Origin of the sequence: Microcoleus sp. A6-C6, assembly GCF_036705955.1 — a bacterium.
Classification (GTDB): Bacteria; Cyanobacteriota; Cyanobacteriia; order Cyanobacteriales; family Microcoleaceae; genus Microcoleus.
In genome coordinates, this window is sequence record NZ_JAUBVR010000036.1 from 1 (window position 1) to 21,595 (window position 21,595).

The 21,595-nt window shown below is 45.1% G+C and carries 16 protein-coding genes and 1 pseudogene; 11 read left to right on the forward strand and 6 right to left on the reverse strand.

Going from position 1 to position 21,595, the window contains the following annotated elements; all coding sequences use genetic code 11:
* Positions 1 to 321: 321 nt before the first annotated feature.
* Positions 322 to 1,647, reverse strand: a complete 1,326-nt coding sequence (locus QUB52_RS15855) for a peptidylprolyl isomerase (RefSeq protein ID WP_332973947.1) — start codon at positions 1,645 to 1,647, stop codon at positions 322 to 324.
* A 236-nt stretch (positions 1,648 to 1,883) separates the two neighbouring features.
* Between QUB52_RS15855 and QUB52_RS15860 the strand changes: the two genes are divergently transcribed.
* Entirely contained in the window at positions 1,884 to 2,435 is a 552-nt protein-coding gene (locus QUB52_RS15860) for a peroxiredoxin (RefSeq protein ID WP_265233274.1), read from the forward strand.
* 194 nt (positions 2,436 to 2,629) lie between these two features.
* Here the strand turns inward: QUB52_RS15860 and QUB52_RS15865 are convergent, their stop codons facing one another.
* On the reverse strand, positions 2,630 to 3,169 hold the full coding sequence (locus tag QUB52_RS15865) for a phosphate-starvation-inducible PsiE family protein (RefSeq protein ID WP_265233114.1): 540 nt from the start codon (positions 3,167 to 3,169) through the stop codon (positions 2,630 to 2,632).
* Between the two features lie 376 nt (positions 3,170 to 3,545).
* Here QUB52_RS15865 and QUB52_RS15870 point away from each other — a divergent pair, with 376 nt between their 5' ends.
* Together QUB52_RS15870 and QUB52_RS15875 are read left to right on the forward strand one after the other, a co-directional pair.
* Positions 3,546 to 4,148: a superoxide dismutase gene (locus QUB52_RS15870; protein ID WP_265233115.1), complete on the forward strand. Its 603-nt coding sequence runs from the start codon at positions 3,546 to 3,548 to the stop codon at positions 4,146 to 4,148.
* A 501-nt stretch (positions 4,149 to 4,649) separates the two neighbouring features.
* Entirely contained in the window at positions 4,650 to 8,987 is a 4,338-nt protein-coding gene (locus QUB52_RS15875) for an amino acid adenylation domain-containing protein (RefSeq protein WP_332973946.1), read from the forward strand.
* Between the two features lie 423 nt (positions 8,988 to 9,410).
* On the opposite strand, the gene QUB52_RS15880 is transcribed toward QUB52_RS15875, so the two are convergent.
* Together QUB52_RS15880 and QUB52_RS15885 are read right to left on the reverse strand one after the other, a co-directional pair.
* Positions 9,411 to 10,154: an SGNH/GDSL hydrolase family protein gene (locus tag QUB52_RS15880; protein ID WP_332973945.1), complete on the reverse strand. Its 744-nt coding sequence runs from the start codon at positions 10,152 to 10,154 to the stop codon at positions 9,411 to 9,413.
* Between the two features lie 290 nt (positions 10,155 to 10,444).
* Positions 10,445 to 13,177: a bifunctional acetate--CoA ligase family protein/GNAT family N-acetyltransferase gene (locus QUB52_RS15885; protein WP_332973944.1), complete on the reverse strand. Its 2,733-nt coding sequence runs from the start codon at positions 13,175 to 13,177 to the stop codon at positions 10,445 to 10,447.
* 429 nt (positions 13,178 to 13,606) lie between these two features.
* Here QUB52_RS15885 and QUB52_RS15890 point away from each other — a divergent pair.
* The 7 genes and pseudogenes from QUB52_RS15890 to QUB52_RS15920 all read left to right on the forward strand — a co-directional run.
* A pseudogene (locus tag QUB52_RS15890) lies at positions 13,607 to 14,722 on the forward strand (pyruvate formate lyase family protein); the annotation flags it as partial.
* 452 nt (positions 14,723 to 15,174) lie between these two features.
* A complete protein-coding gene (gene clpS, locus QUB52_RS15895; RefSeq protein ID WP_265233119.1) occupies positions 15,175 to 15,468 on the forward strand; it encodes an ATP-dependent Clp protease adapter ClpS in 294 nt (97 codons plus the stop codon).
* A gap of 267 nt (positions 15,469 to 15,735) precedes the next feature.
* Positions 15,736 to 16,101, forward strand: a complete 366-nt coding sequence (locus tag QUB52_RS15900) for a hypothetical protein (protein ID WP_332973943.1) — start codon at positions 15,736 to 15,738, stop codon at positions 16,099 to 16,101.
* Positions 16,102 to 16,397: 296 nt separating this feature from the next.
* Complete coding sequence (locus QUB52_RS15905; protein WP_265233121.1) at positions 16,398 to 16,574, forward strand: hypothetical protein; 177 nt, start codon at positions 16,398 to 16,400, stop codon at positions 16,572 to 16,574.
* A gap of 115 nt (positions 16,575 to 16,689) precedes the next feature.
* On the forward strand, positions 16,690 to 17,421 hold the full coding sequence (locus QUB52_RS15910; RefSeq protein WP_375339772.1) for a cytochrome c biogenesis protein CcdA: 732 nt from the start codon (positions 16,690 to 16,692) through the stop codon (positions 17,419 to 17,421).
* Positions 17,422 to 17,667: 246 nt separating this feature from the next.
* A complete protein-coding gene (locus QUB52_RS15915) occupies positions 17,668 to 19,080 on the forward strand; it encodes a cytochrome c biogenesis protein (protein WP_332973942.1) in 1,413 nt (470 codons plus the stop codon).
* Between the two features lie 301 nt (positions 19,081 to 19,381).
* Positions 19,382 to 19,579, forward strand: a complete 198-nt coding sequence (locus QUB52_RS15920) for a DUF2283 domain-containing protein (protein WP_265233124.1) — start codon at positions 19,382 to 19,384, stop codon at positions 19,577 to 19,579.
* Positions 19,580 to 19,692: 113 nt separating this feature from the next.
* On the opposite strand, the gene queF is transcribed toward QUB52_RS15920, so the two are convergent.
* Positions 19,693 to 20,112: a preQ(1) synthase gene (gene queF, locus QUB52_RS15925; RefSeq protein ID WP_332973940.1), complete on the reverse strand. Its 420-nt coding sequence runs from the start codon at positions 20,110 to 20,112 to the stop codon at positions 19,693 to 19,695.
* 145 nt (positions 20,113 to 20,257) lie between these two features.
* On the opposite strand from queF, the gene QUB52_RS15930 reads away from it, so the two are divergent.
* A complete protein-coding gene (locus QUB52_RS15930; protein ID WP_332973939.1) occupies positions 20,258 to 20,854 on the forward strand; it encodes a hypothetical protein in 597 nt (198 codons plus the stop codon).
* A gap of 84 nt (positions 20,855 to 20,938) precedes the next feature.
* Here the strand turns inward: QUB52_RS15930 and speD are convergent, their stop codons facing one another.
* The gene (gene speD / locus QUB52_RS15935; protein WP_265233127.1) at positions 20,939 to 21,361 is read right to left on the reverse strand and encodes an adenosylmethionine decarboxylase; all 423 of its coding nucleotides are present in this window, start codon (positions 21,359 to 21,361) and stop codon (positions 20,939 to 20,941) included.
* Positions 21,362 to 21,595: the final 234 nt, after the last annotated feature.

Genomic DNA, 21,595 nt, shown 5'->3' on the forward strand with positions numbered 1-21,595 from the left:
CATCATTAAATGGTGCACACCCGATCATTGCCTTTTTGTCAAGTACAATTTATACCAAATTAGATGAGCTTGCCCTGAGCGAAATTGTCAACTTACTCACGCATATATAGCACACTTAATAAGCAGCTTTAGGAATATTTAGGTAAATTTTTATGAACAGTTCTTACCCCCGCGCATCACCCAATCTCATCAAACTTATCACGTCCCTAAGAGTACGGATATCACCGTGAAATTTGGGAATGGAGAATGGAAAATGGATCGTGTGGCAAGGTGCGCACTGCGCACCCTACACCTATAATTATGGCATGAGTATTGTTAAAGTTAGCCAATTCTTAAGGCAGCATCGCCCACTGGTAAGTCATTGGGACGGGAAATAGTAGAAAAGTCAATTGCAAAAGCAGCGCTTTGAACTGCGGCGGGCGTGGCATTTTGAACAGTGGCCAAAGTAGCCCCTCCAACTTGAATTAAAGTATTGCTTCCAGACTGAGTGAAAGCAACGTTTGACAAACTGCTACCGCCAATGCCAATGCGATCGCCCTGGGCCGATATAAAATCAGTAATTGTGTCTGTTTCTGCACCACCTGCGATTAAAACAAAAATATCTGCACCTGCGTCACCAGTGAGAGTATCGTTGCCTACATCTCCCATCAAAATATCATTGCCATCGCCACCAGTTAGCAAGTCATTCCCTTTACCGCCTCTCAAAAAGTCGTTACCAGCATCGCCATTGACAGTATCGTCGTCGAGATTTCCGTTGATAATATCGTTACCAATACCGCCACTAATTAAGTCGCTACCTTTGCCGCCTCTAATAAAATCGTCGCCCGCTTCGCCCGTGAGAGTATCGTTGCCTTGGCCGCCGTTAATTGCATCATCAATCGGTGAACCGATAATGCGATCGTTTCCGCTACCTCCCCGCACGCCGATGGGGTTTTGCTGAGAATCTTGGGCGGTGACTTGATAGGTGTTCGGGGCATCAGGCAAGTTGAGCGATCGCAAAGGCAGATTTACAAAATTGGTATTATTGACAAAACTATTCAGCACAGCAGCATTGGTAATAATACTCGAAACCCGACTGGGGACAATCCCTGCAACGACTTTAGCACTGGAAATGCGATCGCCCTGCTGCACGGCATTCACCGTTTCAAAACCTTGAACAACATTGCCAAAAACAGCATAATTGCCATCCAAAAACGGCAAAGTATCCAAAGCAAAATAGAACTGCGAAGAAGCCGAATTCAAAGCGCTAGAACGAGCCATTGCCACAGCCCCTTTCGTGTGCGGCAACTGCGGCTTTTCGGTCACAACTTGGTTATAAACTGGTTGTGCCGCGCCTTGCGGTTTGATTTCCAAAGGAATAAAACGCGCCTGATTCGTATCCGGGTCAATAAAATTACCCGTTCCCAATTGACCCGCCGGAATGCTAGTATCCTTGCTGCGCGGATCGCCCCCTTGCACTACAAAAGGATCGGGCTGGCGCACAACTCGATGAAACATCACCCCATCATAGGTGCCACGTTCAACTAAATCCACAAAATTGCCCCCAGTAATCGGGGCATTAGTGCCGTCTACTTCGATCACCACCGGTTGACCATTAATTACCTGGACTACTGTAACTTTGCCTGTTAACGGGAGTGCAGCGCTCATAAGTAAATTGCTATTTGAGTGAGTGATATTTGGTTTCATACCAAATCCTGGCTAAATATCCCCTTTACTTCTTAGCCCGCAAACACCGGCTTCGTTGTATAGAAGCGGTTTTAACCGCCGAATCATAAAGGGGTAGGTAACTCGGATTTAGTATTAGAAGCAATCCGCGAATTGCTCCTACCCATTTAATCAGAAAACTGTAAACTTGTGTTATGTACAGTTCTACTTGTGAATTTATGATTTCCCGGCGCAAATTTTTTAGCACTTTATTGGTAATTTGTCTAGCCTTTGTGAGTTTCAATGTTGCTCCTCCAGCCTTTGCCCTCGGTGGCAAACTGCCGGCAGTGAATCAAGCCGCACCAGATTTTAGTTTACCGACAAACAGCGGCGACGGGCAAGTCTCGCTGTCCGATTATCGCGGTAAGTGGCTGGTAGTCTACTTCTATCCCAAAGATTTTACATCCGGTTGTACGATCGAAGCACGTCGATTCCAGCAAGACTTGCCGAAATACTTAGCAAAAAACACTCAAATCATCGGCATCAGTGCTGATGATGTCAACTCCCACGCGGAATTTTGCGACTCAGAAGGTTTGAAATTTCCGCTGTTAGCCGATACCGACGGCCAAGTCAGTAAAGCTTACGGTTCTTGGATGAGTTTTATCTCGTCCCGGCACAGTTTTATTATTGACCCTGAGGGGATTTTGCGGGAAACTTTTGTCAAAGTTAATCCGGCGATTCACTCCAAAGAAGTCTTGGCTCGTTTAGGCGAATTGCAGACTAACAGCTAATATTATCTCACCTAAATAACCGCAATCAAATAGGTTCGTAGTGAGGACTTTAGCCTTTATTCAGGATTTTAAATCCGACTAAAAACCCCACTACAAACCTGATATTAATTTAATTATTTTACGACACTTGATACCTGGTAACGAGACAAGCTATAAAGTCAATTTCAAATCGAAAATTGCCTATCCCGCCATATTCAGTGAGAATTGAACTTACTATTTACGGCAACAGGCTCTGAAGAAGATTCCGGCTCTGACAGATTTCTTTTTCGGCTAGCAAAACGGCGTTCCGGGTCAATCCCCTCAAAAGTTGGCGGCAACCAAACTCGGATGACCAACAATATTCCCAAAACCAGCAAAAATCCACCTGTTGATAATATTTGAACCCAGGGAGTTTCCAGCACACCCCGCACAATAACTTCTCGCAAAACTGAAACAATACAAACTTCAACCGCCACGCCGATAGAAACGCGCTGCTCTTGCAAATAAATAATCAGTAGCCGAAACAATTCCACCAAAACCAAGAGAAAGAGAATATCAGCAGTCACTTCCTGAAAATTCAAAGGAGGCAACAGCGAGAAAAACATTTCTCGCAGTTCGAGTACCATGAAACAGAACAAACCAATACACAAAGAAATTACAATTAAGTCTTGAACAGTTTCCAGACCGCTGACTATTAGTTTCAAATTTAACCATTTAGGAGGGGAATTGGTCTGGTTATTTGAACGGTTTTCCATTGACTGCTCCGGGAATCTGTTGGACTTGCTTACAGCTTAAGTTAAATTGAGCTGATCTTTGACAAAAAACAGGTTTAATTTATTTATAACCATCATCAAACTTCTGTCTGTTGAGAATTTTCCACAAACTTTTATTTATCACGCAGGCGGGTTGACTTGTTGCCAATGTTTGTGCTATGTGAAATCTGGTATTAGTAAATTTGGTGAAAATCATAATTCAAAATCCTAAAATGCTGTAACTGAGATAAAATATAAAAATTGTAAAGAATTATTTACGACAGCTTGATCAACTCAAGCTAGGAACTTTAGGCTCGAATCAACGAAAAGCCGGAAAGTCAACCGAAAAACAACAGCCACCTAGAGAGGATTGAACACAATGGCATTTACACTCGCACCATTACCCTTCGCCGCTGACGCATTAGAGTCAGGTCATATGTCGGCCAACACGTTTTCGTTCCACCACGACAAACACCACGCTGCTTACGTGACCAATCTCAACAAACTGATTGAAGGCACCGAACTAGCCAGCAAATCCCTCGAAGAAATTGTGATGGCATCTGCTAAAGACCCATCAAAAGCCGGCATCTTCAACAATGCAGGTCAAGTTTGGAACCACAATTTCTTTTGGAATTCCCTCAAAGCGGGTGGCGGCGGCACTCCGACAGGAGCTTTAGCTAATAAAATCAATGCCGACTTCGGCAGCTTCGACAAATTCAAAGAAGAATTCAAGGCTGCTGCGACAACTCAGTTCGGCAGCGGCTGGGCTTGGCTGGTTTTGGATAACGGTACTTTGAAAGTTACCAAAACAGCTAATGCTGACACCCCGCTAGCACATGGCCAAACTGCGTTGCTGACTTTGGATGTGTGGGAACACGCTTATTATTTGGATTTCCAAAACCGCCGTCCCGACTACATTACTAATTTCTTGGATAATTTGGCTAACTGGGATTTCGCAGCAGCAAATTTGGCTGCGGCTTAGTAGCACCTGATTTTTAGGATTGAAGTCCTCACTACGAATCTATTAAGTTTGTAGTGAGGATTTTATTGTTTATTTCCGAGGACTGAAGTTCTGACTACTAGCTTAATAGGTTCGCTTAAGTAGGTCGGCGCTGTAAAACGCAAATATGTAAACGATTGTAAAGTATTCAAATGCACATCTAGCAACACTCGTTAGCCTTGTTTACATATTTTTATATTGTGAAGTTTAATATCGCCTACAACTTAAGTGGATGTAAGAATAGGTGTGGTAGTTTGGGAACTTCCACTGCCTCACACGGTATCTAGTTTGTGAAGATTTATAAACCCATTTGTAGCGAGGAAAGGATAGTAGAACTCTCCAATCCTCGCAAAATCGGGACGTTTCCCCTTGCTATAGCAATGTTGTTGTGATAGATAGAGTTCTGGACAGATAGATGTCTGAGAGATAGATTGTTAATATTGGAGGCAGCGACATTTAACACAACCTTTTGGAGTATAGAAAATGACAAAAAATGTATCAGTAGTGATTCCATCTTATAACAGCGCCCAATTTTTACCGGAAGCAATAGAGAGCATACTTGAGCAGACTCTACCCGTATTTGAGATTATTGTCGTAGATGATGGTTCTACTGATGAAACGAAAGAAATCTGCGATCGCTACCCAGCAGTAAAATACGTCTATCAAAACAACCAAGGCGTTGCTGCTGCACGCAATACTGGTCTGGGGGTTAGTACAGGAGAGTATATTGTTTTCCTGGATAGTGATGACTGCCTTTTACCTGAAGCGATCGAGATTGGAGTCAAGCACATCAACGCCCTACCAGAGGTGGGCTTTGTATTTGGTCGTTATTTCTTCTATTCCATTCAACCTGATGGCTCATACAAAGTAGAAGAAAAATATGAGGATCAGCCTGAAGTTGCTAATTATCAAACCATTTTAGCCACCCAGCATAAGATTCAATGCGGTTGTATTATGTTTCGGCGTGTTGCTCTGGAGTCCGTCTCTATTGAGTCTGTTGGTGCATTTGACCCAAGTCTTGTGCCGATGGAAGATATCAATTTGTTCCTGCGGGTAGCCCGTGATTTTCCGATCTATTTCCACGGTGAAGTCGTTTCTAAATATCGCTACACTGGCAATAACCTATCCAGTAAATCGGCAAAAATGCTGATCCAGGCAAGACTATCTCATGGTCGGCAATGGAGTTACATTCAACAGACTGGAAAAGAAGAATATATAGCGGCTTACGAACAAGGAAAAAGGTCTTGGACTAAGCTTTTTGCCGATCGATTGCCTTACGAAATCCTGAGATATATACGAGCTAAACAATGGGTTGCAGCGTTGGGTATTCTGAGATTGATCTTGTATTACGATCCTAAATTGCAGTGTATCGATCGGGAAATCTACGAAATATCCTATACAACTCTGATGTCAGAGCTACGCAAGCTCCCCCTTCAAGACTCCTTAGCGTATTGGCAAAAACAACTTGCGGGAGCCACCCCTTTATTACCCCTACCCACTGACCGGCCACGTCCCCCAGAGCAATCCCTCCAGGCAGCTTCTCTGTCTTTTGGCATTTCTGGGGAAATCACCACGGCCCTGGGTCGATTGGGCGGGCAGGAAGGCGTCGCCCTATCCACAACCCTGTTAGCCGCGTTTAATATCTTGCTCTATCGCTATACAGGTACGGAAGATGTGATTGTTGGCTCCCCCTTTGTGGGCCGTGTGAATTCAGAAAATTTCGTGAATGCTGTCCCCCTTCGTACAGATATGTCGGGTAATCCCACGTTCCCAGAGTTTCTGGGACGAATGCGGAAAGTTGTTTTGTTAGGGCAAGCCTATCAAGATGTGCCCTATTGCTTATTGGTCGATCAATTTTGTCCCCAGCCCGACTTAAGCTATTCCCCTCTGTTTCAAGTGACGTTTGTCTTTGAGGAAAATATTCCCTTCCAAAGGATCGATCTGTCAAGATTAACAGCCAGTCCGTGGGTGATTGAAAATAACGAGGGGAAGTTTGACTTAACTTTATTCTTAAAACCAACCAGCGCAGGATTGGAGGGGAGTTGGTACTACAGCACGGATTTGTTTGATGCAGAAACTATTGAACGAATGAACGAGCATTTCCAGATTTTGTTGTCTGGGATTGTGGCTCATCCAGAACAATCGATTTCTGCCTTGCCGCTGTTGCCAGACCAAGAGAAAAATCTGTTGCTTGTGGAATGGAATCAGACTCAAAAAGATGAGTCGCAAGATCTATGCCTGCACCAGTTAATAGCTCAACAAGCAGAAGTAACTCCAGATAAAATTGCGGTTTCCTTTGAAGGTCAAACATTGACTTACGAAGAACTACATCAACGCTCTAATCAACTGGCCAACTATTTGCAACAAAGAGGGGTGAAGCCGGATGATTTAGTGGGCATTTGTGTCGATCGCTCTCTGGAAATGCTGGTGGGATTATTAGGTGTGCTGAAGGCGGGCGGAGCCTATGTTCCCATAGACCCCAACTACCCGGACGATCGCGTGGAATACATGATCGAGAATTCCCAAGCCAAAGTATTGTTAACACAACAGCAGCTTGTGAAGAGCCTGCCTACGGAAGAATCATTGGTCATCTGTTTGGATACGGATTGGCCACTGATTGCTCAAGAGAGTCAGGAAATGCCGATCGCCAGCGTTACCCCAGAAAATATGGCTTATGTCATTTACACATCTGGTTCTACGGGTAAGCCCAAAGGCGTACAAGTTCTCCACCGTGGGGCAGTCAATTTTTTAAAGTCGATGCGCGAGCAACCGGGGATCTGTGCGACGGATATTTTGCTGTCTGTCACAACACTTTCTTTTGATATTGCAGTCTTAGAACTGTTCTTACCCCTGACTGTGGGAGCGCAGGTTGTGATCCTGAGTCGGGAAGCTGCGATGGATGGCAGAAAGTTATTAAGGACGATCGCCCAATTAGGCATTACGATCCTGCAAGCAACTCCAGTGACTTGGCGATTATTGCTGGAATCGGGCTGGGAAGGTCAGTCCCCGATGAAAATGCTCTCCGGTGGGGAAGCCATACCGAAAGAATTAGCTGCTCAATTGTTAACCAAAGGTACGGAACTTTGGAATATGTACGGGCCAACGGAAACAACAGTTTGGTCAACGGTTTATCAAATCAAAGACCCCGAACAGCGAATTTTAATTGGTAAGCCGATCGCCAACACCGACATCTACATCTTAGATGCTCTCCTGCAACCCGTTCCCGTTGGGGTGGCTGGGGAATTACATATTGGTGGTTCAGGATTAGCGCGAGGCTATTTGCAACGTGACGATTTAACCACCGAGAGATTTATTCCTAATCCCTTTCGAGAAACCGAACGAATATATAAGACGGGGGATTTAGCACGTTATTTGCCAGATGGAAATATTGAGTGTTTAGGTCGCCTAGATTTTCAAGTCAAAATTCGCGGTTTTCGGATCGAACTCGGTGAAATCGAGTCTGTTTTGGTCAAACATTCCAACGTGCAGCAGGCAGTGGTCATCGTCAGGGAAGATTTTCCTGGCGACAAGCGTCTAGTGGGTTATATTGTCGCTCTCAACAATCAGAACCCAACCATCCAAGAACTGCGAAGTCTGCTCAAGGAGTATGTACCAGAATATATGGTGCCATCTATCTTCGTTTTCTTGGAAGCTCTACCTCTAACACCTAATGGTAAGGTAGATCGTAAAGCTCTACCTGTACCTGAACAATCTCGCGAAGCAGCAATCATACCCGCCACTCAAAAGGCTCTAGATTTGCCCGCCCCTACAACTCAAGAAAATCCAGAACAGCCAGGAGAATTTGCCAGTCCCCAGGATGATTTGGAAGTTCAACTCATCAATATTTGGGAACAAGTATTGAATATTTCATCCATCAGTACGACAGATAATTTTTTCGAGATGGGAGGACATTCCCTATTAGCGATATCCCTAATGCGTGAAATAGAGAAAACCTACAAGAAAGAGCTACCTTTACCTATCCTTTTCCAATCACCAACGATTCACCAGTTGGCTCACACCCTTCGTAAACAAAGATTATCGTCTTCTTCGCAGGCTTTAGTCACGATTCAGAAAGGTAGTTCCAAACTGCCTTTATTCTTTATTTACGGCATCTTCCTTTACTATAACTTATCAAGACACCTGGGCAAAGACCAAACCTGTTATGGAGTCTATGTCAAAGAGGAAGTCAATATGTTCCAAAAGAATAAACTTGACCAATCACCAACCCCTTCAGTGAGTATTCCAGATCTGGCCACTCGCTACCTCAAAGAAATACAAAAACATCAGCCTAAAGGCCCTTACCTCCTAGCGGGTGAGTCATTAGGTGGCTTAGTAGCATTTGAAATGGCACATCAACTTCGTTTACAAGGTGAAGAAGTAGCTTTACTTTGCCTTTTGGATAGTGCGATTCCAGGAAAAAATCAACTGTCATTGAGTCAGAAGCTGGCTTTTCATATCAAAAAGCTGCGCCAAAAAGGGCTTTCATATTTGCTTCAAAAGATAGTAGAATCGAAGACTAAATCGACTCCTGATATTAACATTAATAATGTTAATAGTAATCCGGTAGATCCTCGATTACAGTTTCGGGAGTACGCTTTTAATAGTTACAAGCCACAGCCTTACCCAGGCAGGGCAATTTTGTTCCGGGCGATGGAGGAAAGTCACTTTAGCACTTTGGAAAACTGGAATGAACTGTTGGTTGGAGGATTAGATATATATGATATCCCTGGAGATCATCTAAGTATCCTTCAAGAACCCAATGTCCCTCTCTTGGCAGAAAAAATGAGAGTGCATATCGATCAAGCTTTAGCAAAACTTTAGGCTGTTGAGTTGAACGACTTATACAAGCGATTCAACAGGCTATTACAGATCAAACAATGCGTCAACGCGCCGCCAGATTGGCGGCGCAAATCCAAGGTGAAGATGGTATTACCAAGACAGTTGCTATCGTACAGGAAATCTAAAATCGTGGGACTGTTGACGGATAACCCGTATTCTACTGGAGGAATTCAAAGAACCTTCAGTTAATCGTACTTATACCCCAATACGGTTTACTTAATTTATAAGGATCGTGAATTAAATAATTTCCATTTTTCTTCTAGCCCATCCCACAACAATCAAATTGGGAAGTTATTTAATTCTCATTTCTAAGTTGTAGGGTGCGTCGCTCGTTTAATCTGGCGTTCCAGGGCGAGAGTTGTTTTTGGCGACGCACCCTACGTTGACTTAAGTGAACCGTATTGGTTATCCCCCCTTCAGTATTTTTAATAAGGCTCCTCGATAAATTTTTCTGCCTTCTGAGTTAAGGTGAACGCCATCTGTTGTGACCTGTTCTTTCAATACTGTCCCTTCGTACAGAGGCTGAATTTCTTTTTCTACTATCAAAAACTTCTCTGTCGCTGCCACTTGACGAGTCAAGGCTTGAATGGTTTTCACTCTTTCCAAAGGGCCCGCTAGTGTGATATCATGGCTGGCTTCAATCGTTGAGTAAAAAGCAGGGACTAACACTACTTTTTGGGTGTTCATTTTTGTTTTGACAGTGCGGATAATTGCCTGCATATTGTTAATGAATTGTGCATCATTTATTCGATAACCCGCATCATTAGTACCGATCGCAATAATTGCTGTATTACATTTAACGTTAGCAGCAGTTAATAGTTTTAGCTGGTCGATCAGAGAAATTGTTGACATTCCGGGCAAGGCAAAATTAAAAGTATCTTTACCCATTGTATTTCCCAGCCCAGAAGTGATAGAATCGCCCCAAATGCAAGCATTGATTTGAGTATTTTTAGTCAGATATAGTTGATAATCAACTTCATCTAGCCACCAAGAATTAGAACTTAGGGTGTCTGTCGATAATTCGATAGAATTTGCATTCAACATGACTAAAAATCTACCTAAATACCCCCTCTTCATCGTAAACTCTAAAATCCCTGTTAAGAGAATGACATTCAATAGCAGTGAAATGGTCGCGATATGTTTTTTCATTCAGGTATGAGCAAGCAAACTAACATAAATTATCAATAGACCTCTTGCAAAAGTCCTTTTAATCCAATTGTGGAACAGGCTTTTCGGCCTGTTGCACGATAAACATTTTTTATTGTGGAACGGGCCGGAGAACCCGTCCTAGTTATTTTTGCAAGAGGTCTAATCACTACACTACCAAAAAGTAATTCACAATTATAATCAGTTTGTCAGATCGCGAATTATGAATTAAGCGATCGCACTGCTCCATCTTGTTTGAGATCGAATAGAGTGTGCGCGTAAGACTGGATTAGCTAGCAGACTAAAACAGCTTTTAACATTCCTTCGCCTTGGTCTAGTTGGAACTCAAATCCTAATTTTTTACAGAGACTCTGCATCTTGTAGTTGCTAGTGAGAATGTAACCGACGATCGCATTTAACTTCTCTTCCCGACCAATTTGCAGCAGCCGCCTCAATAATTCTGTTCCCAAACCGCGCTGCTGATAGCTATCGCTGACGATGAGCGCAAATTCGGCTTCGTTTGTGCCGTGGAGTTTGCTGAGACGTGCTACTCCCAAAATCCGGTGTTCTAAGGTTTCCGGGTCTTTGCGATCGGCTACTAACAGCATTTCCCGATCGTAGTCAATAAAACAAATCCGGGTCAAACGTTCGTGAGCGATGCGGTGCTTTAACTTTACCATGTGAGCGTAGCGCAAATACACGCTTTCTTCGGAAAGCTCTTGATGAAACAGCACCATCAGCGGCTCATCTTCTGGGCGAATCGGACGGATCATGATGGGATGATCTGTCAGAGTTGACCATTCTTGAACGTATTGCATAGGATAGGGGCGAATCGCGGGTAAAATGGCGTTTTCGGCAGAGTGGAGAACAACGCGGGCATCGAGGGCGATCGCACCTTCTGGAGAAACCAACAGCGGATTAATATCTATCTCGGCAATCTGAGGTTGCTCGACAATCAGTTGACTGAAACGAACTAATAACTGTTCGAGTTTTTCTAGGTCAATTGCCGATCGCCCGCGCACTCCTTGCAAAGCTTTATAGATGCGCGTTTGCTCCATCATCCGCCGCGCTAGGGTGGTATTTAAAGGTGGCAGTGCTAGCGATCGATCCTGAAACACTTCCACTAATTGTCCGCCGGAACCAAACAGCATGACTGGCCCAAATTGAGGGTCAATACTGCTACCCAAAATTAGTTCGTAGCCTTCCAAATGCACCATTTGCTGCACAGTCACGCCGAGAAACGCTGCGGGATCGATCGCCCGTACCCGCTGGGCGATCGCTTCAAAGGCACTAATTACAGCCTTAGAATCGCCTAAATTTAGTTGTACGCCCCCCACATCGGTCTTGTGAGTAATCGTCTCAGAATGCAGTTTTAGCACCACTGGATAACCGAGGCGATCGGCAATTTCCACAGATTCGGCTGGGCTGAGGGCAATTTCGGTGGCTACAGTGGGAATTCCATAGGCTGCGAGTAACTGCTTTGATTCGTATTCTGTGAGCAAAGTGCGATCGCTTTTGACAACAGAAGTCAAAATATTTGTGGCCGCCGATCGATCGCAAGTCGGGATTTCCGCAGCGGAGAGAGCAGGCGTTTCGTAGATAGAGCGCAGGTTGTAGCTGTACCGCCACATATAATTAAACAACCTGACTGCGGTATCGGGATAGGGGAAAGTCGGAATATTTGCCTGATTCAGAATTTCCGTTGCCGCTAACACTCCCGCACCGCCCATCCAGCTTGTTAATAAGGGCTTTCCGAGTTGGCTGTAGGACTTGAGTAGTTCTGCGGTTTGGGTGGGATTTGTCATCGCTTGGGGTGTGAGGATGACCAGCAATCCGTCACTATTGCGATCGGGAGCGACTACTTCTAGAGTTTTGGCGTAGCGATCGCTACCAGCATCGCCCAAAATATCGATCGGGTTTTGATGGCTCCACTGAGGGGGTAAAAACTCATCAAGCTGTTGCAGCGTCTCCGGTGCAAGCTCTGCGAGGGCACCGCCGCCGCTAATTAAGGCATCAGTGGCGATCGCCCCTGGGCCTCCGGCATTGGTGACGATCGATAGGCGGTTCCCCTGGGGTCGCGGTTGCTTTGCCAGAATTTCTGCCATGTCGAACAAATCGGAAATTGTGTGTACGCGCAACGCGCCACAGCGCCGGAAAGCAGCGTTGAGCACGTCATCGCTGCCGGTCAAAGCTCCCGTATGGGAAGCGGCGGCTTTCGCGGCGGCGGCGGTACGTCCCACCTTGAGAATGATGATCGGTTTGTCGATCGCCACTGGGCGGGCGGCGGAGAGGAACGATCGAGCATCACCCATCGATTCCATGTACAAAACGATACTGTGGGTGTGGGGATCGTCGCCGAAATAATGAATCAGATCGCCCCAACCGACATCGAGCATGGAGCCGATCGACACAAAAGCGCTAAAACCGACATTTTCGCCCAAACTCCAGTCTAGAATCGAAGTACAGAGGGCGCCGCTTTGACTGATGAAGGCGACATTACCCGGACGGGCGATCGAGCCTGCAAAAGTAGCATTCAGCCCCAGCACAGGATTCATCACGCCGAGACAATTCGGGCCGATAATCCGCATTTCGCCCAGACGCGCTTCGGCCAGAATTTGCTGTTCTAAAGCAACTCCCGCCGGCCCAATTTCTTTAAAACCAGCCGAAACAATAACTGCTCCTTTCACCCCAGCAGCGATACATTCGCGGATCACTTGCGGCACACTAGCCGCCGGCGTAGCAATCACCGCGAGATCCACTATTTCCTGGACGCTAGCAATGTCAGGATAGGACTTGAGTCCCAAGACGCTGCGGCGCTGTGGATTCACCGGAAAAACCGTTCCGCCAAAGGGATTGCGAATCAAGTTCCACAGGAGAGTACGTCCGACGCTTCCTGCTCTCTCTGTTGCGCCGATTACAGCCACGGAGCGAGGATGAAAAATGTGATCGAGCGGATGACGCTGTTCTTTCCAAATATCGTGAGCCGGATCGCTCGCAGTGCTTTGAGTTCTTGAATTTATCTGCATAATACCCTACTTCAATTAATCAGCAATTAATATTGAGCTGCTTTCGATAACAATTACCGCATCCAATCCAAACTATTTTTAGGCTCTTTTTCGGCTTTTTATTCATCTTCTTCGGATGTTCGCGGTTCCTGACCAAAAAATCTCATTGCGCGTTTCCGACCGACCCCTCTTAAACAACATTTTCGTTGTCCAACAGTTAGTTCGGAATCCCATTTTATTATAGCTTCCTCACAAATTACAGAGGATGTTCTGCATACTATCTATTTTAATTCTTCCCACCGAATTAGCAAGTCAATTTTTGTAACAAATAGCGAACAGAGTATTTAAAATATTGAGATTAAATATATGCTAGATATAGCGGTCGGAGAAGAAAAAATCGCTCGCTAACAAAAAATAAGGTGAAAGCAAGCTATATTAGTAGAATAGCACGGCTTTACTGAAGGCAACTCGACAAAGGAAGTCAACGTCAGAGACTTCATCCAAAAGAATTACACCCCCTATGAAGGGAATGCAGAATTTATCGCAGCACCAACAGAAAAAAACCAGCAACTTTGGCGCGCAGTTCTGGAACTAATGAAACAAGAGCGCGAAAAAGGTGTGTTGGATGTTGATACAAAAGTACCCACATCGATCGTCGCTCATGCTGCGGGATACATCGATCGCGATTTAGAACAAATAATAGGCTTGCAAACCGATCGACCTTTGATACGCGCGATTATGCCCTTCGGCGGAATTCGCGTGGTCAAGACAGGTTTAGAAGCTTACGGTTATCAACTCGATCCACAAACACAAGAAATATTTACGAAATATCGCAAAACACACAACGATGGTGTCTTCGATGTTTACACCCGCTCCATGCGTTTGGCGAGACGTTCTGGTATCATCACAGGTTTGCCAGATGCCTACGGACGCGGGCGCATCATCGGTGACTACCGGCGGGTTGCTCTGTACGGTGTCGATCGCCTGATTGACGATAAGAAACAACAGCAAGAATCGCTCGAACTAGAGGCGATGGAAGAGGGAACAATTCGTTTGCGCGAAGAGTTATCCGAGCAAATTCGCGCATTGTTGGAGTTGAAAGAAATGGCTGCTAACTACGGCTTTGATATTTGCAAGCCGGCGGCCAATGCACGAGAAGCTTTCCAGTGGCTGTATTTTGGCTACTTGGGAGCAGTGAAAGAACAAAACGGGGCGGCGATGTCTCTCGGTCGCGTATCGACGTTTTTAGACATTTATTTCGATCGCGATTTGCAAAGTGGCGCGAGTTCAGAACTGGAATTGCAAGAACTGATTTTCGGGGCGCGAGTTAACTTAGCTAAGACTTTGCTCTATGCGATTAACGGCGGTATAAATGAGAAGTCCGGCGACCAAATCACGCCGCAGTTTCCACCAATTACTTCCGAATATCTCGATTATGACGAGGTAAAAGCGCGGTTCCATGACATAATGGCGTGGTTAGCAAAAACCTATATCAATACGCTGAATGTCATTCACTATATGCACGATAAATACTGCTACGAGCGGCTAGAAATGGCATTGCACGATGCACGATTCAGGAGGCGATCGCCAGTCAGGGAATTAGCGATGATTTCTTTTTTGCTCGTGTTGAGGAAATGGCCGATCGCGCTTTTGACGATCAGTGCACCGGGGCTAACCCCCGCTACCCGCTGATTGAAGATTTAAAGCAGCTTCTGCTGCAAGCCTACTCTGACACCAACACTTCTGGGGTCGATCGAGAGTTAACTGTAGTTTGATAAGCTGTACTGCATCTAACGAGTAGCCAGAAACCGGGTTTTTCAACTAAAATCGTGGGTAGAAACCCTCAATTTCCTGAAAACCCGGTTTCTTTGTCCTCAAATCTAAAAATCTAAACATCGCCCTCGAAAATCGCCAAAGTCGATCTATTTGCCATAGGCGGTTTAAAAATTCAGAAATTGTGATATAGTTGAAAAGGTAACTGTTTTAAGAATTTTGTAATTTTAGTGGCTGTTCGCGCGATGACCTCTTCACCAACCATAGCACCCGTTCGATCGAGTCAAGTTACCCGCAAGTCTTATCCCAACTATCGGGTAATAGTCCTCAACGACGATTTCAACACATTTCAGCACGTCGTGGAATGTTTGACGAAATACATTCCAGGGATGACGAGCGATCAAGCTTGGAAACTAGCCGACCAAATCCACAACGAAGGCCAGGCCACCGTCTGGGTTGGGCCGCAAGAACAAGCAGAACTTTATCATATGCAATTGAGCCGTGCTGGACTGACAATGGCTCCGCTAGAGTCTACTTAACCGGTATTTACGTCTTGGCGACCTGACACCGAGGTCGGATGCTTGATGCTACCGTCTGGTCGTCGCTTGAATCTCGAAGATATTCACAGTGTGTTTTGGCGTAATTTCTCCGGTGTTTCCGTTCCACCTTTAAAAGATTTCAACCAACAGCAGGTCGCATTTAATGATTCAATGAGTACAGGTTGATCGAACTCGCTGGGTCAATTCCTGGCGTACCAATTTCACAAAGAAAAACCCCGACAACTGACTAAGGCAAAACAAATAGGTGTGACGATTCCTGCAACTTTAATCAGTAACGATGCAGCGGAAGTTAGGGAATTTATCAAAGCTTATCAAAAAGCAATTTTCAAGCCTGTTTATGGTGGTGCTCATAACAAGTTTATGACAGAGGCGCATTTAGAACTTAATCGGTTGAACATGGCTTTGAGTATTTCTTCAGTCACAATCCAAGAGTATATTTCTGGGACAAATATTCGCAGTTATGTGATTAGTGAATCAGTCTATACTGCCGAAATTCGGAGTCCAGCTTTGGACTTTCGGGAAGATTTGGACGCTGAGCTAATTCCGATAGATTTGCCAGAAGCAGTTCACAAACAATGTTTGGCAATATCCCAGGCATTTATGGTAGAGTAGAATGCGATTGATTGGCGTGTCAAGCCAACGGGTGAGTATGTATTTTTAGAGGCAAATCCTAGTCCGATGTTTGTACATTTTGAGCGTCAGACTGGTTTTCCTATTACACAAGAATTGGTCAAGCTCTTAATGGATTAACTGGCGTTAAGAGGCGATCGCACGGGCTCTCGTGCCCATCCTACAATTATGAGACTTGAATTGCAAAAGTCCTTTTAATCAAATTTTCGGACGATGCTCAAAGCCCATCCCACAAGAAAAAAATGTGGGATAGGCTTTGAGCATCGTCCTAGCTATTTTTGCAAGAAGTCTACGATCGCCCTTTGCACTCTCAACCAGTCGATCGCGCTCAAATCTCAAATCTTAAACCGAAGCTGCCCGCATCTGTTACAATTTTCAACATAGCCAGAACAGCACGCCCGCCGGAACTCACCTGCATAGGGATACCAGCCCGCGATAGGAGTCGTGGAGATTGAAAAAAATTAGATATTTAGTTTCAGCTTCCAGATTCATCCGTGGAGTCAATCTAAAATCTAAAATCGACTGTGGAGTCAATCTAAAAATCTAAAATCTAAAATCTAAAATCGACTGATGGAAACCCTGCAAACCCAACTTTACGAACTCGCACAATTTGCTAATAATTTAGTCAACACTCAACTGACACACCTGAGTTTAGTCAGCGTGGGAGTGATTTTTCTGGCAGGATTGCTAACTAGCTTGACGCCCTGTATGCTTTCCATGTTGCCGATCACGATCGGCTACATCGGCGGATACGAAGCAAAAAGCCGTCTTCAAGCTGCCGCCCAGTCGGCGTGGTTTTCTCTGGGACTAGCCACAACCCTAGCGGGTTTAGGCATTGTAGCATCATTTGCGGGTCAAGTTTATGGCAAAATTGGTCTGGGTTTGCCGATCGTTGTCAGCATAATCGCGATTTTAATGGGGCTGAATTTACTCGAAGCTTTACCCTTACAAATGCCGTCTTTCGATGCTGTGGGGTGGGTGCCGAAGAATTTGCCTGCGGGCGTGCGATCGTACTTATTGGGCTTAACTTTTGGTTTAGTAGCATCTCCGTGCAGCACTCCGGTTTTAGCTACGCTCTTAGCTTGGGTTTCCAAAACGGGAGATACCGTTTTAGGTGGTGTATTGCTGCTGTTTTATGCTGCTGGTTATGTCGCTCCGCTAATTATAGCAGGTACTTTTACCGCGAGCATTAAAAAGTTGTTAGAATTACGCAGGTGGTCGAGTTGGATCACGCCTGTTAGCGGCGTTTTGCTAGTAGGATTTGGGGTTTTTTCCCTACTTTCCCGCATACTTCCCGCCTAAGGTTCGATCGTTCGGACTTCAGTTCTTATTTGAAGATATAGCAATCATTACAGGATTCGAGAACTATTTTTTTTGAATGAACCGCGTTGGCGTAGCCTGCGCGAAGCGCTTAGACGCTAAGAACACGAAGGAAGAAAAAGAAACAATTCACAATTGATTGAGAATTGCTAGATAAAAATAATATTTTCTTCCTTCTTCCCTCTTCCCTCTTCCTTCTTCCCTCTTCCCTCTTCCTTCTTCCTTCCTATGACATCAAAAGAAGTATTTCTATCCAAACTATCAGACTGGGCGACTGCACCTCAAAAGTTCTTCAAGCGGGAAATATTGCCGGTGCTGGCAGATTTGCGGCTGGCAATTATCTTGCTGCTGGCGATCGCACTTTTCAGCATTTCCGGCACCGTCATCGAACAAGGCCAATCGGTAGAGTTTTACCAATCCAACTATCCAGAACACCCAGCCCTTTTCGGTTTCTTAACTTGGAAAGTTGTGATCATTGCAGGACTAGACCACGTTTACCGCACTTGGTGGTTTTTGTCAATCCTAATTTTGTTCGGCAGCAGCTTGACAGCTTGCACTTTTACTCGACAATTTCCCGCATTAAAATCGGCCCGCCGCTGGAAATTTTATGAAGAACCGAAGCAGTTTGAGAAATTAGCTCTCAGTGCGGAATTAGAAACAGTTGATTTAACCTCGTTAGAACAACTTTTACAGCAAAAAAACTACCGCATCTTCCGAGAAGGCGAAAAAGTTTATGCTCGTAAAGGCATAATTGGTAAAATTGGCCCGATTATTGTTCACGCCAGTATGCTAATTATTTTAGCTGGGTCGATATTGGGCTCGATGACTGGTTTTATGGGTCAAGAAATGGTTCCTAGCGGTGAAACGTTTCGGGTGCAGAATATCACGGATGCGGGGCCTTGGGCTGGGCCGCAAATACCGAAGGATTGGTCGATGCGTGTGAATCGGTTCTGGATCGATTATAGTCCGAGCGGGGCGATCGACCAATTTTACTCTGATTTGTCGGTTTTGGACAAAACAGGCCAAGAGGTCGATCGCAAAACCATTCACGTTAACGAGCCGCTGAGATACCGAGGAGTCACCTTTTATCAAGCAGATTGGGCCCTAGCCGCCGTGCGAGTTCGCCTCAACAAAAGCCCGGTTTTACAATTGCCAATGGCTCAGTTAGACACCCAGGGTAAAGGCAGAATTTGGGGTGCTTGGATTCCAACAAAACCCGATTTAAGTGCGGGAGTTTCTTTGCTAGCAAAGGACTTGCAAGGCACGATGTTAGTCTACGGTACGGATGGCAAATTGTTAACTACTGTTCGCGCCGGCAGCGCAGTCGAAGTTAACGGAGTGATGTTGGCAATTGACGAAGTTGTCGGGAGCACGGGATTGCAAATTAAAGCCGATCCGGGAATTCCGCTAGTTTATACTGGCTTTGGGTTGCTGATGCTCAGTGTGATGATGAGCTATCTGTCTCACTCGCAGATTTGGGCTTTGGAAAAGGAAGGCAAACTCTATGTTGGCGGGCGCACTAATCGCGCTCAGGTGATATTTGAAAGAGAAGTTGTGGAGATTTTGGACAAGTTGGCAGAATTGAAAACAGCAGATGCAAAAAGTGCGATATCCCCGACTTCTGTTGCTAGTCAAACCTAACCGTAGGGTGCGCACTGCGCACCTTACACCAATGGATAAAACGAAAAATAAATGTGGATAAAAAAATAGAATTTAGTCAACACGCCTTGCTGAAAATAGAAATTCTTGAAAGTCACGGGGTTACAATTTCAACATATTTAATTTCCGAAACTGTTTAGAATGCCTAGTAAGATAGAAGCAAGTGGTGAAGGGAAGTTTATTTGTCAAAAGAGATTGAATGGACTTGTCCTAAGAGTGGTTTACCAAGAATATCTCGATCGAATTTTAGTAATTACTGCTTATCCTGGTAAGAGGTCAAGATATGAAAAAGATTAGATACAGCCCGGATGTAGATGCGATGCTGATCGAAATTTGCGATCGCCCGATCGCCTATGCCGAAGATGAAGGGCAAATTATTCTACACTATTCTAGCAGTGGAGAACTGGTATTGATCGAAATATTAGATGTCAAACAATTCATCTCATTAGAATCTGTCTCCGATCAAATACCTGCCCGCTAAAGCAGTCCATCCTCAAAATCAACTACTACAACGAACCGTAGGGTGCGCACTGCGCACCTTACACCAATTCCTAGGGCGATGTACAGCGCACCTGACTACAACTGATACTAGCCCTACTTCTCGTGCCGCACCTCAACCACAGTGTGCACGTTCCCCCGTGGCAAAAAATCGCCCTTAATTGTCACTTCCAGTGGTGCGCAAGCTGCGACAAAATCGTCTAAAATTTGATTGATCGATTCTTCGTGAGAAATGTAGCGATCGCGATAACTGTTAACGTACAGCTTCATCGCCTTTAACTCCACCACCCGCTCGTCGGGCACGTAAGTAACGTGAATCGTGGCAAAATCGGGATAGCCCGAAAACGGACATTTGCAAGTAAACTCCGGCAAAGTAATGTTAATCGTGTAGCGCCGCCCGACTCGCGGGTTCGGGAAAGTAATTAACTCCCCGTCCAAAATCTCGCGTTCGCCATATTTCATTGCCTCGGTACTTGACTTTGGCAACACATCTTGTTCGGTTGGGTGGTTGTTCATAGCGATCGACTGAAAACTTCTAACATTTAACTAAACTCACTATTAATATTTTTAACAAATATATTGACGAATTGTGTTGCGATCGATCTAATTGCAAATACTCTCAGGCTAAACTTAAAAAAGTTCACCCTCGCCATCTACAATTATGCAAAATACTACCTTATCTGACAATACATCCCCTGAAAACTCAAATACTTACTCTCCATCGGTACCAATTTCCCTCTATCGAGAAGTCACCGCCGAATTGCAAGCCGCCCAAGCGATGCTCGACTCCCTCAAAACCCACAACCAGCAATTAGTCCAACAAAATCAACAACTGCGGCGAGAAGTAGAAACAGTAGTTCAAGTATCCCAGCAGCTACAGCAAGTCGTCAACTCAGCTCAGACTGTCACCCAGACTGGGATGCCCCAAATGCCCTCAGTCAAATTCAATTTCAGCGTTGAACCGGAGCCCCCAGCACCTGTCACCTCGCGGACTAACTCTACCATACCTCAACCACCTCAGACAGTGGCTTTCCCTTTCCCTCTACCGGAAGCGGAGCCCACAGCCCCCCGGATGCCTGACACACTTCCACAAAAATCATTTACAGAAGTGCCAGAAACTCCTTACCGTGTGCGCTCTCAACCCAAAAAAGCCTCAGACTTAAACGGATTATGGTTGATGATCGCAATTTTTCTGATAGTCATTTCCGCCTTCGGCGCAGGTTATTTAGTTGTTCGTCCTTTATTAATGAAAAAGTAAATTCCAACAAGAATCCCACGACCTGAGCCGTGGGATTTTAACCGAAACCTAGCATAAAATGTTCAAAGTTACGCTAATTGGTCACTATACTCTGACGGCACTCGTTTCTACTGCACGAGGCGCATACTGCTCTTCACAAGCAGAACCTAGGCTGCCCACCCCGGGCTCGAAACCGCGCGTGAACTCAGTGAGTTTTACCTGTTTAGCTTCCAGAGCTGTTTGTAGCACCTTCATGGCTCGGTGAGGATCGCCGGCTCCGCAGAAAAATAAGTCTGCGGCAAAATAACCGTGTTCAGGCCAAGTATGGATTGCTATATGAGACTCTGCCAAAGTTGCAGTAGCCGTCACTCCGTGAGGACTAAACTGGTGTACGCACAAATCGATGAGAGTAGCTCCTCCGGCTTCGATCGCATCGAGTATGGCGCGGCGGATACGTTCAGGATCGTTGAGGATGTCTCCAGGAGACTCCCAAGCATCAGCGACCAGATGGGTTCCCAATTGTTTCATTCTGCGGGGTTTTACCTTTAATTGTAGTGTTCCAAACCTTTTGACGATAGCACAGAGTCAAGAAATTTTGCAAGTAAATTTCCAAAAATAAATCAGAAATAGCGGCGAGTTCTCTGGGCGGCAGCATACCACTGCAAAAAAAACGAAGGTAGTGAAGCTTTTTTTACTTTACTACGATCGCACGTTCCTGCGTTTAGCTCGTTCCCGACTGACAAGAACGACGTTATGAATATA